Source organism: Flavobacterium palustre, from assembly GCF_014639535.1.
Taxonomy (GTDB): domain Bacteria; phylum Bacteroidota; class Bacteroidia; order Flavobacteriales; family Flavobacteriaceae; genus Flavobacterium; species Flavobacterium palustre.
Window position 1 is genome coordinate 857517 of record NZ_BMGA01000001.1, and the last position, 14467, is coordinate 871983.

A 14467-nucleotide genomic window follows, 5' to 3' on the forward strand; every position below is an offset into this window, starting at 1 on the left:
TTTATTATTTGGCTTGTTGCAGCATTTTATAAGTTTCTTCTAAATAGACATAAAAATCATCGCTATGTGGTGTTCCATTGGTGCTTTTTATGTCGTGATGTCCTAATCTAACAATGATTACATGATCTTCCGGAACTACAATTACATATTGACCTAAATGCCCACGCATATAGAAAACTTTTTTGTTTTTAAAAGTACTCAACCACCAGCCGTAGCCGTATTGGGGTGAATCTTTAAATCTTGGCGTTATTGATTTGGCTACAAAAGCGCTGTCTAAAATTTGCTGACCATTCCATTTTCCATGTTGCAGATAGAGTTTTCCAAATCGGGCAAAATCTCTGGCATTACCGGCAATACAGCAAAAGGCTTTTACCATTCCGTCTTTTTTATCGGTTTGCCAAAAAGCATCACTTTCGGCTCCCATGGGTTTCCAGAAAGATTCCGAAACATAATCGGCCAGGCTTTTTCCAACAGCTTTTTCAATACACATAGCCAGAAGTTGGGTGTTGCCGCTTAAATATTTGTATGTTTTTCCCGGTTCTTCAATGCTTTTCAAATTTAAAATGACCGGTGTTAAATTTTTATCAAAATAGGCCTGGGTCGTAATTGAAAATGGGTCGTAATAGGCTTCATCCCAATCCAATCCTGAGGACATGGAAGCCAAGTCGCCCACAGTCATTTGTGCCGATTTTCCTTTTTTAAATTCAGGAAAAAAGTCACCTACTTTTGTGTCTAAATTTTTGATTTTCCCTTCCATAATGGCTTTTCCCAACGAAGCGGTTACAATGCTTTTGGCCATAGAAAAAGAATTGGATTTAGAATCTTTGCTGTAATTATCATAATAGTTTTCGTTCCAGATACTATCGTTTTTGATGATTAAAAAAGCAACTGTGCCAATTTCCTCATGCAGTTTTTCAAGTCTTTCGGTTGGTTTTACCAGATTGTAATCTTTGGCTATATTCCAAGGTTGTGGTTGGTTATTTTTTTGAATAATTCGATTGTCAAAATACTGATAATCATCTAAAAAAGCAGTTGAGTGTCCGTTGAAATAAGTGATTTTTACAGCCCTTAACAAATAGTCTTTCTTGAAAATATAAAGTGAAAGAATTATAGTGCCTATAAGAATCAGCAATCCGAAGAGAAATTTTTTGAGTTTTTTCATGGGGTTTGAATTAGCTTCAGTACGAATTTACATAAAAAATTATTCGGGAAAATATCAAATATGTTTTTTATTAAACCTTTAAGGAGTTAAGTTTCAATAAGCTTAATTTACTGAATTCCTTAATGGTAAAAAATGTCTATTAAAGGTTAGCTGTATTTGTTATTGTTTAAAATAATAATTCTTGTTTCCGTGAAGGATTTTCGTGTTCCAATAACCATTTTTTACGCCATAAACCGCCTGCATAACCGGTTAGCGAACCATCGGTTCCAATTACGCGATGACAAGGAACCACAATCCAAAGCGGATTTTTTCCATTGGCGGAAGCCACAGCCCGAATAGCTTTTACATCTCCTAATTTTTTAGACAAATCCATATAACTACAGGTTTTTCCAAATGGAATTTCAAGTAATGCTTTCCAAACTTTCTGCTGAAATTCAGTTCCTGCAGGATTCAGTTTAAAATTAAAATCAGTCCTTTTTCCTTCAAAATAATCATTCAACTGAGAAACGGCTTGCTGTAAAACTTCAGGAACTGTATCGGAAACGGTGCCTTCATCAGCAATTGAAATAACCGAAATACCATTTTCATCGCCTGTGATTTTAGCGATTCCCAGAGGTGTTTTAAAGTAAGTTATAGTTTGGTCGTTAGTTTTCATTTTTACTATTTTGTTCCATTAAGAATACTATTGCAGCTTTTGAAATTTCTGAAGGATTTCCTTTTGGCGTAGCCAATAAAATATCGGTAAAAAGAGCCACTTTTTTGAGTTCTACGAATTCTAATTCGGGATAATTATGACTTTTTTTAATGGCGGTTGGCACTATCGAAATACCCAATCCATTTTTAACCAACTGGATAATTGACGAAATATTATTGGATTCATGCACTACTTTGGGTTTGAAACCATATTGGGTACAAATTTGCAATAAAGCATCGTAAAAATAAGGCGCATATTGTTTATTAAAAAATACAAAAGTTTCGTCTTTCAAATGTATCAAATCTTCTTCGGATGCGATGTTGTATTTATTTCGATTAAATACTAACGAAAAACTGTCTTTAAACCAGAGTTGCGAATCTATTTTTGGCGAATGCAAAGGAGCGCGGATGATTCCAAAATCAATTTTCCCTTCTTCTAAGGCGTCAATTTGTTTGACTGTGGGTACTTCGTAAAGACGAAAATTGACATAGGGATATTTATCAGATAGAAATTGTAACAGCTCTGAAATATCTCCCGAAAACGTCGAACTCACATAAGCAATCCGGAATTCGCCGCTTTGATTTTTGCTTATTTTTTTGGTTGTCAGATTAATGCGTTCCAAATTTTGAACCAGTTCCTGAATTTCTTTTTGGTAATACTTTCCGGCATCGGTTAGAATTACGCGTTTGTTATTTCGCTCAAAAAGTGTGGCACCCAGTTCGGTTTCCAATTCTTTAATCTGTCTGCTTAACGGCGGTTGGGAAATGAATAATTTATCGGCAGCACGAACAAAGCTTAGTTCTTCGGCTAATTTCAGGAAATATTTTAAATGGCGTAATTCCATAAATACCTTTTAAGTATTAATAATTGACAAAATAAGCATTTTTAAGTCATAAATGAAAGTTTTAGGTTTGTAAAAATAAAAACCAATAATCATGAAAAAATCAACAGTTACAGAAATCAGGGAACGTTTTGACAATGAGGTCGAACGTTTCTCCAATTTAGAAACAGGGCAGGTGGCAACGATGGATGCTAAAATTGCTTTAGAATTGATTACTTGTACCGCAAGAGCAGTAAAACCGGAAGCCAAAACTATCTTAGATTTAGGTTGCGGAGCCGGGAATTATACCTTGAAAATGTTATCTAAAGTGCCTGATTTGGATTGTACTTTGATTGATTTGAGTCAGAATATGTTGGATAAAGCTCAGGAACGGGTTTCGGTAGCAACAAGCGGAAAAGTGGAAACGATTCAGGGTGATATTCGCGATATTGAATTACCCAAAAATCATTTCGATATTATTTTGGCAGGAGCGGTTTTGCATCATTTACGTGACGATTCCGACTGGGAAATGGTTTTTCAAAAATTGTATGATAGTTTAACGCCAGGTGGTTGTTTCTTGATTTCCGATTTGTTGATTCAGGATCATCCGGGAGTTAATCAATTGGTTTGGAAAATGTATGCGAATTATTTGAATGAGCATGGAGGAGGGGAATACCAGCAGAAAGTTTTTGATTATATCGAAAAAGAAGATACACCCAGATCAATGACGTACCAATTGGATTTGATGAAAAGAGTAGGTTTTTCTAGTGTTGAAATTTTGCATAAAAATGCCTGTTTTGGGGCTTTTGGGGGGATAAAGTAGGTATTTAACCGTAAAGGTCACAAAGTTTTTTCGCTAAGTACGCAAAGAAGTTATTATAAAACACAAAAACCATTCAATGTTCTGAATGGTTTTTGTGTTTTTAATATTACGACTACTTTAGATTCGAATAAATATAAGCTTCTAAACCTTGTAATTCTTTATCTGAAAAGGTTTTTGTCAAATTTAAATTGGCTTGCATTACGGCAAATTGCGAAGGATCAACAATAGCCTCACTTTCTCCTTTTAAGAAAGCAACCATGTCAGCATTTTTATCTTTGTAAATTTTAGCAATTTCTTTTGTGCTGGGACCAATTAATTTTTGATCGGTCTGATGGCAGGAAATACAGTTTCCTTTGCCTTCAAAGATTACTTTTCCCAGTTCTTCGGGAGTTAATTCCGGTTCTTCAGCAGCAACAGTAGTGTTTTGGTCTTCTTTTCCAAAAGATTCCTGACTTTCTTTTTTGCAAGCAAAGGCAAGAACAATTAGTGCTAAAAATGCTAGTTTTTTCATGTGTTTTTCGTTTTTAGTGATTCCAAAAATAAATTATTTTTTGGTTTTAAATTAAAAACTGTTTATTTCTTTAAAAGTATTGCTGCTTCTTTGGCAAAATAAGTCGAAATCAAGCTCGCTCCGGCTCTTTTAATACACATTAATTGCTCCATCATGATCTTGTCATTGTCAAGCCATCCCTTTTCGGCAGCGGCTTTAATCATTGCGTATTCACCCGAAACATGATAAACCGTTACAGGAACATTCACGGCGTTTTTAACCTCTCTAACGATGTCTAAATATGCAATTCCGGGCTTTACCATGACCATATCGGCACCTTCTTCAACATCCCACAGCGCTTCTTTGATTGCTTCAATGCGGTTAGCATAGTCCATTTGGTAGGTTTTCTTGTCTTTTGGAACAACAACGTCAGCTTCTTTTGGAGCAGAATCTAAAGCATCACGGAAAGGTCCGTAAAATGCCGAAGCATATTTAGCCGAATAGCTCATGATTCCAACATTGTGGAAGCCCGCAGAATCCAATCCCTGACGTAATCTTAAAACTCTCCCGTCCATCATATCCGAAGGTGCTACAAAATCGGCACCGGCTTCGGCATGTGAAACCGCCATTTTTACCAGAGCATCGTTAGTTGCATCGTTTTCGACATCGCCGTTGGCAATAATTCCGTCGTGACCGTAGATGGAATAAGGGTCTAAAGCCACATCAGGCATTACAATCATTTCCGGACAAGCCGCTTTAATGGCGCGGATAGTTTGTTGCATCAATCCGTTTGGATTCCAGGCTTCTTTACCGGTATTGTCTTTTAGATTTTCAGATACTTTTACATAGATATTTACCGCACGAATGCCCAAAGCGAATAATTCCTTTACTTCTTTCACCGTTAAATCTATCGAACGACGGAAAATCCCCGGCATCGATGGAATTTCTACTTTTACGTTTTCGCCTTCGGCAATAAACATCGGAAACATAAAATCCGAAGGACTTAAGGTTGTTTCACGGACTAAAGAACGAATGGATTCGTTGGTTCTTAATCTTCTGCCTCTTTGTAGTGGGAACATAATTATAGTTTTTCAAGCTCCGTAGGAGCGTAATATTTATAGATTGTTTTCAGTTCTGTTTTTTAGCTCCAGAGGAGCGGCATCTTATATATCTTCGAATAAATATTCATTCTTAAAATCAATATCAAACAATTTTAAAAATTCTATATATTCTTCTTTAAATGTTTTTGTTTTATGATGTTCTTCCTGATTTTGAATATAATTAATAACACTCGTCAATTGTGAATGACTATAAGTGAATGCTCCAAATCCAGTTTGCCATTCGAATTTACCATTTATCCATCTTTTTTCATTAATAAATCGAGATGAATTGGCTTTTACATCTCTTATCAAATCCGATAGTGCTTTATTGGGTTTTAGCCCAACTAAAATGTGTATATGGTCAGGCATTCCGTTAATGGCAATTAATTTTTGATCTTCATTTGTAACAATTCCGGTTATATATTTATACAATTCGTCTTTCCATTTACTGGAAATCAGATTTTGTCTTCCCTTGACAGCAAAGACAATTTGAATATATAATTGAGAATAGGTATTTGCCATTATAATGTCGCACCGCTGGTGCTCTTTTGAAAAATATTATTTATTTGCTATAAATATGGCGCTCCTACGGAGCTCAAATGAACACAATGAATTGTTTCTATAAATATATCGCTCTTACAGAGCTATCCAATCAACCGGTTTTTCTAACACTTTTATCAATTTTTCTTCTTCGCTTCCTGCTTCCGGATAATGGTCGTAAACCCATTGTACATGTGGTGGTAAAGACATCAAAATAGATTCTATTCGACCGTTGGTTTTTAAGCCAAATAAAGTTCCTTTATCGTGAACTAAATTGAATTCCACATAACGACCACGACGGATTTCCTGCCAGTTTCTTTGAGCAACTGTATAGGGCAAATCTTTTCTTCGTTCTACAATTGGAACATAAGCTTCCAGGAAACTATTTCCAACTTCAGTGACGAAATTGAACCAGTTTTCCATGCTCATATCATCCGTTGCTTTGCAATAATCGAAAAACAATCCGCCAAGACCACGGGCTTCATTGCGGTGTGCATTCCAGAAATAGGCATCACATTGCTTTTTATATTTTGGATAAAACTCCGGATTATGTTTGTCGCAAGCGGTTTTACAGGTTTGGTGAAAATGGATTGCATCTTCTTCGAACAAATAATAAGGCGTTAAATCCTGTCCGCCGCCAAACCATTGCTGGATTACATTACCTTTATTATCGTACATTTCAAAATAGCGCCAGTTGGCATGAACTGTTGGCACCATTGGGCTTTTAGGATGAATGACCAAACTCAGTCCGCAGGCAAAGAAATCGGCTTCGCCTACGTTGAATAATTTCTGCATTGAATCCGGTAATTTACCGTGGACTGCAGAGATATTCACTCCGCCTTTTTCGAAAACTTTTCCGTTTTCAATTACGCGGGTTCTTCCGCCGCCGCCTTCCGGGCGTTTCCAAAGATCTTCTTTAAATTTGGCTTCACCATCAACCGCTTCTAGTCCTGCTACGATTTGGTCTTGGAGTTTTTGTATGTAGGCGTAAAATTGTTCTTTCATTATAAATTGGCTTTTGCGGAAGCTATTTTATTAAAAATTCCAAACGAAAAAGTCTTGCTTTCCGTTTGGATGTGATTGTAAATACTAATGGCTTTTTCTGCGAAATCAAATTGATTTTCTTTAGAAAAGCCAACTAAAAAATCGGCAAATTGCTCTTTTTGATTCCAGTCCAGATGCAATCTTTCTAAAAGTAGAATTAAGTCATTTGGTGTAATTGCGATTAAACTTTCAATATTCAGCCCGAAATCTTTCAGCGCTCCTTCAATTTGGTCTTTATCGAATGCTTTTTCAGGTACAAAAACCAACGAATGCAACGTTTGGAGCACATTGTCTATTCGTATACTTTCCTGGTCTCTTAAGCCTTTGTTTAGCATTTTTTGATTGTTCTTTTGGTTTCTGCTTTCTGCAAACTGAGAACTGCTGATTAATTCCCGTATTCTTTCACCGCATCAATAAACGCTTTGGCGTGATCCACTGGAATGTTTGGTAAAATTCCGTGACCTAAATTCACCACATATTTGTCTTTACCGAATTCGTCAATCATTTCGTGAACCATTTTTTTGATGGTTGGAATTGGCGAAAGCAATCTTGAAGGATCAAAATTACCTTGTAAAGTAACATTTCCGCCTGATAAATAACGTGCATTTCTGGCCGAACAAGTCCAGTCAACTCCTAGTGCAGAAGCTTTACTTTTTCCCATTTCGTTCAAAGCAAACCAACATCCTTTTCCGAAAACAATTACCGGTGTAATTTCAGCCAAAGCCTCGACTATTTGGTTGATGTATTTCCAAGAGAATTCCTGATAATCTGTTGGAGACAACATTCCTCCCCAGGAATCAAAAATCTGAACGGCATTCACACCCGATTTTACTTTTTCTTTCAAGTATAAAATAGTGGTATCGGTGATTTTTTGCAATAAAGTATGAGCTGCAACTGGATTTGAGAAACAGAATCCTTTAGCCGTATCAAAGCTTTTCGAACCTTTTCCTTCTACAGCATAACAGAAAATTGTCCACGGAGAACCGGCAAAACCAATCAAAGGTACTTCGTCGTTCAGCATTTCCTTAGTTAATTTCACGGCATCAAAAACATAACCTAAAGTTTCATTTACATCTGGAACGTAAACTTGATTTACTTGTTCCATAGTACGAATAGGATTTGGGATAATTGGACCTAAATTGTCTTTTAATTCCACGTGAATTCCCATGGCTCTTGGCACTACAAGAATATCCGAAAACAAAATGGCAGCATCGGGAGCAATACGACGAATAGGCTGAACGGTGATTTCGGCAGCTAATTCTGGAGTTTCGCAACGGGTGAAAAAATCATATTTGTCACGTAAAGCTCTAAATTCCGGTAAATATCTTCCTGCCTGACGCATCATCCAAACCGGTGGACGTTGTACTGTTTCTCCTTTTAGTGCTTTTAAAAATAGGTCGTTCTTTATCATTTTTATTATTTTTTCTAATTCCCCCTTCGGGGGTTAGGGGATTATTTATATTCTTCGATTACTGCTTCAATCACATCTTCAATTGTGGGTTGTTCAGCGATGATGATGTTTTTGGTTTTATTTTCTAATGCTGATGCGGTGGTTTCGCCAATGCAAAAGCAAGTTTCTTTTGTGATTTTATTATTGGTCAGGTAACTTTCTACAGCTGAAGGGCTAAAAAACAAAATTCCATCAAACTTTTCCTGTTTGGAAATTTTAAAAGGTGCTAATTCGGTTTTATAAACCTCAATTTCATTGAAAATGATGCCTGCGTTTTTTAATGCTTTTGGCAGGGTTTCTTTGCGAAGATTTCCGCTGAAAAAAGTATAGCTTTCTTTGTTGTAGATTAGAGTAATAATTTCTGCCAAATCCGATGCGTAATCCATATAGGCTTCTACTTTAAAACCATTTTGTTCCAACAAATCTTTGGTTTTTATACCAACACAAAAAACATTTTTTGATTTAAGAATTTCCCAGCCGCTTTGTTCTATTAAACTTAAAACTGCATTTTGACTGCTGAAAATCAAATTAGTATTGATTTTGTCTAATTCGAAAATGGAGTGTTTAATTTCGATGAAATCTTGTTCTAAAAGGTCAATATTGGCATCAAGAAATACTTGTCTTTGCTCAGCTGATAAGGTTTTGGTTGACAGAATACTTATTTGACTCATTACTTTTTCAAATTAGTTTTAATTGCTGCCATTAATTCGGTTCCACCATTTTCCAGAATTTCTTTTGCGGAATAGAATCCCAGTTTTTTCCATTCTGAAATATCAACCACTTTGTTGATTTCGATTTTTTGTTTTCCGTCCAATGAGAATAAAACGCCATCAAAATGTATGGTATCTTCGTCTTCATTATATTTTGCTAAAGCACCAATAGGAGCGGTACAACCGCCTTCTAAAGTTCTTAAAAACTGGCGTTCAATATAGGTGCAAACTTCCGTTTCGATATCATTTAGTTGAGAAACAGCATCCAGGGTATAGTCGTCATCAGCCATTGCTACCACTAACATAGCGCCCTGAGCCGGTGCCGGAATCATCCAGTCTAAATCAATAAAATCTTCCGGTTTTATATTGATTCTTTCCAGTCCGGCTGCCGCAAAAACAGCTCCGTTCCAGTCGCTTTTCTGAAGTTTTTGCATTCTGGTATTTACGTTTCCACGCAAATCAACTACGGTATGATTAGGGTATTTGTTCAACCATTGTGCCTGACGACGCAAACTTCCGGTAGCGATAGTTCCTGTAGATTCCAGAAAATCAAGATTGCCTTTGTGAACTAAAATGTCCAAAGTATTGGCTCTTTCTAAAACAGCTGCTTGTACAATTCCATTGGGCAGGGCAGTAGGAACATCTTTCATCGAATGTACCGCAATATCCACATCGCCGTTAATCATCGCAATATCTAATGTTTTGGTAAAAATTCCGGTGATTCCTAATTCGTAAAGGGGTTTGTCAAGGATGATATCGCCTTGGGATTTTACGGCTACAATTTCAGTTTTATAACCTAAATCGTTTAGTTTGTTTTGAACAGTATGTGCCTGCCATAAAGCGAGTTCGCTATCTCTTGTACCTATACGTATTGTTTTTTCTGCCATTTTTTAAACTTAAACAATGTGAACATTGTTTCTTTTTTTAAACCATTAAGAAATTAAGCTTCATTAAGGTTTGTTCTTAATTTTCATCTAACATTGAAAAGTATTCGTTTACGAATGGTTTCAATGATTTTGTTATGTTAGTTGTATTGAAGTTAATTAGTAATCCCTGAGGCTTTTCTAATATTTTCATATACGTTAATAGTTGTGCTTCATGAATTGGTAATATGTTTTCAACTGATTTTAATTCAACCACAATTAAGTCATTTACTAATAAATCGATTCTTAAATTAGATTCTAATTCTAATTCATCATATTCTATTTTAACTATCAATTGTTGTTTTACATCATAACCGTTTTTCTCTAATTCATATTTTAAGCATTGTTCGTAAACATTTTCTAAAAGCCCAGGGCCAAGTTTTTTGTGAACTTTTATGGCATAACCCGTGATTTCAAAAGATAACTGAGTTATTTCTTTTTTAGTCATTTTATCTATGTTTGGCTTAAAACTAAATGAAACTTAATTTCTTAATGGTGAGAAAAACGCTTATTTAACCATTGCTTCAATTTTGAACACTTTTTCAATCCATTCGATGCTTTCATCTACCATAGTGTTTTCGTCTTTGAGGTGATTAGCAAAATGAGTAGTGATTTTTTGAATAATTCTGTTGCTGATGATTTCGGCTTGTTCTTCGTTAAAATCGGCTATTTTTTTACTTTGAAAATCTAATTCCGAATTTTTAATATCGTTTAGTTTGGCTTTCAATGCGTTAATAGTTGGAGCAAATTTTCGGCCTTTAGTCCAAGTTCTAAATTCGTCTTTTATTTCTTCGATAATCGCTTCGGCAGCAGGGATGTGTTTCTTTCTGTTTTCTAAAGTCTCATCGGTCATTTGCGATAAATGATCCATGTGAATTAAAGTAACACCTTCTATTTCATTTACATTTTCATTCACGTTTTTAGGGATAGACAAATCTAAAATCAATAATGGTTTTTTCAGATTCAAAATGGCTTTGTCTATAGTAGGGTTTTGTGCTCCGGTAGCCACTACTAAAATATCCGCTTTTTGTATTTCCAATTGTAAATCGGAATAATTTTTAACAACTAAATCCAATTTTTCGGCTAATTTTTCGGCCTTGTCTTTGGTTCTGTTAATTAAGGTAATTTGCTCGTGTTTAGTGTGTTTTACCAGGTTTTCGCAGGTGTTTCTGCCAATTTTTCCTGTTCCGAAAAGCAGGATATTTTTATTGGCAATATCTTCTACATTTTTGATAATATATTGAACTGATGCAAAGGATACAGAGGTTGCACCAGAAGAAATTTCAGTATCCGTTTTTATTTTTTTACTCGCCTGAATCACCGAGTTTACCAAACGCTCCATAAAAGAATTTACTAAACCATAAGATTTACTTTGGTTGAAAGCGTTTTTAATTTGGCTGATAATTTCAAAATCACCTAAAATCTGGCTGTCTAATCCGGTTCCTACACGAAACATGTGATTAATGGCTTCCTGATTTTTATAAATGTAAGCTACTTCCTGAAATTCCTGAACCGAACCTTGGCTGTTTTCACAAAGTAATTTTATTAATTCGTAAGGATGATTAGCAAAGCCATAGATTTCAGTTCTGTTACAAGTTGAAGTAACAATCAATGATTCGATTCCTTCGGCTTCAGCTTGCGTTAATAAGATAGACTGTGCTTTAGCGTCTAAGCTAAATTTCCCCCTAATGGTTGCATCTGCTTTTTTATAACTTAAACCTAAAGCGTAAAAAGTGGTGTTTCTGGACATGTTAAAATTTTCCATGATTATACCTTCCTTAAAAAGTTCAACAAAATTATTATTAACTATTTTATAAAAACAACGCTGTAAGTTCTTTTTGTATCGCTTCGGGATAAATTGATTCAAAATAGCAATTACAAAATCGATTATATTTAAAAATAGAGCAAAATCAGGTGTTTTTTAGTTGTTTATGTAGATTTGTTCTAAATAACAACATCGATTGATTTCCATATTATATACGAAAAAATATCGCTTAGAGTTCTTGAAAAGTGTTGTAAAAATAACTTTGCAAAACACTTTTTTAAATTATATAACAACTGTATTCGAAAAGTTAAGTGATTGAGTTCAGTTGAATTTTAAATAAAAACGCCACCTACAAAAGTAAAAGGTAGCGTTTTTTATTTTGCATATTGGTTATTATTGAACAATTGGATCTCTCAATGATTCTAAAACAACAACAATATCGGCATATAAATCAGTATTTGAAGCAACGCCATTAGCATTTGCGGCAGCACCTACATAACCTACAAATTTGGTATAATCGGCATCAGTGGATTTTACTCCCATACGAGCATTTACTGCTGGATTATGAGCTGCTACCATCCCTAAACCGGAATAGGTATTTACAGCGTTAGTTCCACCTGTAGCAGATGAAAAGAAATCAGTCAGGTTGTCCACTAATTTTGCTAAATTAGTTGTGTTACCGGCTCCAACTTCTGCAAGAACAGGGGCAAAATGTGCTCCAAGGTTTCCTGATGCATTTGCTTGTACATCAGCCACAATAAGTCCTACAGTAGAGTTTACTACTTTTCGAAAACTTAAACGACCTTGTTCAATCATTTGTCCTGAATTATCAGGATCGGCAACCATAGTTGTTCCGCCTAAACGACTGTAGATTGATGCTTCTGCTGGTTTTGGATCATCATCGTCACTGCAAGAAGTAAATGCCGCCGATGCTACTAGTAATACACTTAGTGTAAGTTTAGAAAAATTTCTCATAATAATTGAATTTAAGGATTAATTAAAAAATTGATTTATTGATTTGGATAATTTATAACTCACGCTATTTTGATCCACAGGACAAACTTCTTTGTTTGCCATATTGGCTGGTAGAATAAAGCGTTCGGCTTCATAAGGTCTTTTACTCATCAATTCGTTGTAAACTTTCTCAGAATTAGTGATTTTATTATTGTGAAAATACACTACGACGTTTCTTTTGACAATAATAGAATCGGATGTTAGGCCTTTGATGGTTCTTAAATCGGCGCAAATTTGTTTGGCTTGCAGCGAATCGATATTGGATTTAAAATCAATTCGACTCACTTGTAAATTTGCATTTTCGTAAACTGCCGGTTTTGCAGTGATGATGTGAAACAGTAATATGGACATAAACAATACACCAATTACCGTTACTGCGATTACTACTTTTTTGAAGATTGTATTCATTTTAATAATTTTTAGGTTTTGAAAATTATTTACGAGACTTTCCTCAACATGGTTTTAGAATTTATGAGAAAAAGATTAATTTAGAATCGATTTAAATACTGTTTATTTTTGGAATGTGGAGAAAAGTCAATTTTTTTAGAAAACTCTCAGCAAATTGAACCCAAAGAAAACATCGCCTTTTGTCCAATCTCCGGTTGTTTGACCCAGATATCCTGCTTCATGAATGCCTTGAGAACTAGTAAAGTGCATCTGGAAAACGTGTCCTCCGGTATCTAAATCAAAACCTATAGAAAGCGGATTTTTATAAACTGAATTAGAAGCTCGGTTTAAATGTGCCGCATAATCCATATTAAGTGACCAGCGTTTGGATAATTTATAGCGTCCTCCAATTCCGATGGCGTATTGTGTATTATTCTGTTGCGCATTGTCAACAAAATTTTCGTGGAAAATTGTTGGTGCTAATTGCAGTGATAACTTTTCAGAGTATTTTCTGGAAATCAATAATTGTTGCACATAAGTAAATCGATCATCGAAAGTTAATTTGGGGTAGAGGCTTTCCTTCAATGTGTTATTGATTGCTAAACTTGAAAAACCGGCAATACTTACCGGAAAACCATCTGTTTTTTGATGGATTAAAGTATATTTTGTAGAAAAATCATAGGCTAATTCACTTCTGGCGGCGCTAATGGTCAGCCAATCGGTTAATCCATAGACAAATTTTAATTGCGTATTGGCATTGTCCAATCCGAAGAAACCTTCAAAACCATCTTTGACGGAGCCAAACCTGTGAGCAACAATAAAATACAAATCGCCTTTTGCAGCTAGTTTAGTCGATTCGAGATTGACAATTTTTAAGCCTTTAAAGGCGGCAGATACTTTTTCTTTTTCAGAAACAGAATCTATTCCGTTTAATAAATCTTCCTGTGAAAAGGATATTATTGGAACAAATAACAAGAGTAAAATGAGCTTTTTCATAAATGATAATTTAGGTTTGTTAGTCAAGTAATTTTTTAGTGAATAATGGAACTTTGATCCATTTTGAATTCTTCCAGTAATTCGTCATAGCCTAGAAATCGTCCTTTGAGGGTAATTTTTTTACCTGAAGAAATATCTTTGGATAAGCTGTCATTGAAGCTTGCAAAGAGTTTGTTATCCAGGATAATTGCTTTGTTCTCAATATCTATTGCAGTAATTTTTGCTGTGAGTTCGATGGTTTGATCCTGGTATTTGGCTGAAGCCAGACTGTCATTTTTAGCAAATTCTTTTTCTAATACAGCAATAGTAAGGGTATAAGTCGCTTTTTCGGTGCTAATATTCCGATGATCCTGATAGGTGTAATGATAGATTGCAATAGCAGTTATCAGCAGGATTAAAATTCCGAATAGTATCTTTTTGTTCATAAGATGGGTTGTTTAGGTCTTCAGAATTATCTACGGAAAAAGAGAAAGATTGGTTTTGCTTGAAAAAAGAATTGTTTCGTGAAAACTGGAAAAGGAATTTCAACGTATATCATTTACAATGAAC

General features: G+C 35.2%; 18 protein-coding genes. 1 reads left to right on the forward strand and 17 read right to left on the reverse strand.

The window, feature by feature from the left end; all coding sequences use genetic code 11:
• Window positions 1–4: 4 nt before the first annotated feature.
• The 3 genes from IEV84_RS03475 to IEV84_RS03485 all read right to left on the reverse strand — a co-directional run bounded on the left by IEV84_RS03475 (window position 5) and on the right by IEV84_RS03485 (window position 2700).
• On the reverse strand, window positions 5–1162 hold the full coding sequence (locus IEV84_RS03475) for a serine hydrolase domain-containing protein (RefSeq protein WP_188492443.1): 1158 nt from the start codon (window positions 1160–1162) through the stop codon (window positions 5–7).
• 166 nt (window positions 1163–1328) lie between these two features.
• On the reverse strand, window positions 1329–1817 hold the full coding sequence (locus tag IEV84_RS03480; RefSeq protein ID WP_188492445.1) for a methylated-DNA--[protein]-cysteine S-methyltransferase: 489 nt from the start codon (window positions 1815–1817) through the stop codon (window positions 1329–1331).
• A complete protein-coding gene (locus IEV84_RS03485) occupies window positions 1807–2700 on the reverse strand; it encodes a LysR family transcriptional regulator (RefSeq protein WP_188492447.1) in 894 nt (297 codons plus the stop codon). Before IEV84_RS03485 ends, IEV84_RS03480 begins: the two co-directional genes overlap by 11 nt.
• Window positions 2701–2791: 91 nt before the next feature.
• Between IEV84_RS03485 and IEV84_RS03490 the strand changes: the two genes are divergently transcribed.
• Window positions 2792–3499 (forward strand): class I SAM-dependent methyltransferase, encoded by a 708-nt coding sequence (locus tag IEV84_RS03490; RefSeq protein ID WP_188492448.1) that lies wholly within the window; start codon window positions 2792–2794, stop codon window positions 3497–3499.
• A gap of 112 nt (window positions 3500–3611) precedes the next feature.
• On the opposite strand, the gene IEV84_RS03495 is transcribed toward IEV84_RS03490, so the two are convergent.
• The 14 genes from IEV84_RS03495 to IEV84_RS03560 form a co-directional block, all read right to left on the reverse strand.
• Window positions 3612–4010 carry a c-type cytochrome gene (locus tag IEV84_RS03495; RefSeq protein WP_188492450.1) on the reverse strand — a complete coding sequence of 133 codons (399 nt, stop codon included), beginning with the start codon at window positions 4008–4010 and terminating at the stop codon, window positions 3612–3614.
• Between the two features lie 62 nt (window positions 4011–4072).
• Window positions 4073–5068 (reverse strand): porphobilinogen synthase, encoded by a 996-nt coding sequence (gene hemB, locus IEV84_RS03500; RefSeq protein WP_188492452.1) that lies wholly within the window; start codon window positions 5066–5068, stop codon window positions 4073–4075.
• An 84-nt stretch (window positions 5069–5152) separates the two neighbouring features.
• Complete coding sequence (tnpA, locus tag IEV84_RS03505) at window positions 5153–5611, reverse strand: IS200/IS605 family transposase (protein WP_188492454.1); 459 nt, start codon at window positions 5609–5611, stop codon at window positions 5153–5155.
• 114 nt (window positions 5612–5725) lie between these two features.
• Entirely contained in the window at window positions 5726–6634 is a 909-nt protein-coding gene (hemF, locus tag IEV84_RS03510) for an oxygen-dependent coproporphyrinogen oxidase (RefSeq protein WP_188492456.1), read from the reverse strand.
• Window positions 6634–7008 carry a hypothetical protein gene (locus IEV84_RS03515; RefSeq protein WP_188492458.1) on the reverse strand — a complete coding sequence of 125 codons (375 nt, stop codon included), beginning with the start codon at window positions 7006–7008 and terminating at the stop codon, window positions 6634–6636. The genes hemF and IEV84_RS03515 overlap by 1 nt, the downstream gene beginning before the upstream one ends.
• Window positions 7009–7058: 50 nt before the next feature.
• Window positions 7059–8084, reverse strand: coding sequence for a uroporphyrinogen decarboxylase (gene hemE, locus IEV84_RS03520; RefSeq protein ID WP_188492460.1), 1026 nt, complete (start codon window positions 8082–8084; stop codon window positions 7059–7061).
• A gap of 41 nt (window positions 8085–8125) precedes the next feature.
• A complete protein-coding gene (locus IEV84_RS03525) occupies window positions 8126–8794 on the reverse strand; it encodes a uroporphyrinogen-III synthase (RefSeq protein ID WP_188492462.1) in 669 nt (222 codons plus the stop codon).
• Window positions 8794–9720 carry a hydroxymethylbilane synthase gene (hemC, locus tag IEV84_RS03530; RefSeq protein WP_188492464.1) on the reverse strand — a complete coding sequence of 309 codons (927 nt, stop codon included), beginning with the start codon at window positions 9718–9720 and terminating at the stop codon, window positions 8794–8796. Before hemC ends, IEV84_RS03525 begins: the two co-directional genes overlap by 1 nt.
• Before the next feature lie 76 nt (window positions 9721–9796).
• Complete coding sequence (locus IEV84_RS03535) at window positions 9797–10204, reverse strand: GxxExxY protein (RefSeq protein WP_188492466.1); 408 nt, start codon at window positions 10202–10204, stop codon at window positions 9797–9799.
• Window positions 10205–10264: 60 nt separating this feature from the next.
• The gene (hemA, locus tag IEV84_RS03540) at window positions 10265–11521 is read right to left on the reverse strand and encodes a glutamyl-tRNA reductase (protein WP_188492468.1); all 1257 of its coding nucleotides are present in this window, start codon (window positions 11519–11521) and stop codon (window positions 10265–10267) included.
• Between the two features lie 393 nt (window positions 11522–11914).
• Window positions 11915–12496 (reverse strand): globin family protein, encoded by a 582-nt coding sequence (locus IEV84_RS03545; RefSeq protein WP_188492470.1) that lies wholly within the window; start codon window positions 12494–12496, stop codon window positions 11915–11917.
• Window positions 12497–12514: 18 nt separating this feature from the next.
• A complete protein-coding gene (locus IEV84_RS03550; protein WP_229732586.1) occupies window positions 12515–12943 on the reverse strand; it encodes a hypothetical protein in 429 nt (142 codons plus the stop codon).
• A gap of 135 nt (window positions 12944–13078) precedes the next feature.
• A complete protein-coding gene (locus IEV84_RS03555; RefSeq protein WP_188492472.1) occupies window positions 13079–13918 on the reverse strand; it encodes a DUF5777 family beta-barrel protein in 840 nt (279 codons plus the stop codon).
• Window positions 13919–13953: 35 nt separating this feature from the next.
• Window positions 13954–14343, reverse strand: coding sequence for an OB-fold protein (locus IEV84_RS03560; protein WP_188492474.1), 390 nt, complete (start codon window positions 14341–14343; stop codon window positions 13954–13956).
• Between the last annotated feature and the right edge of the window lie 124 nt (window positions 14344–14467).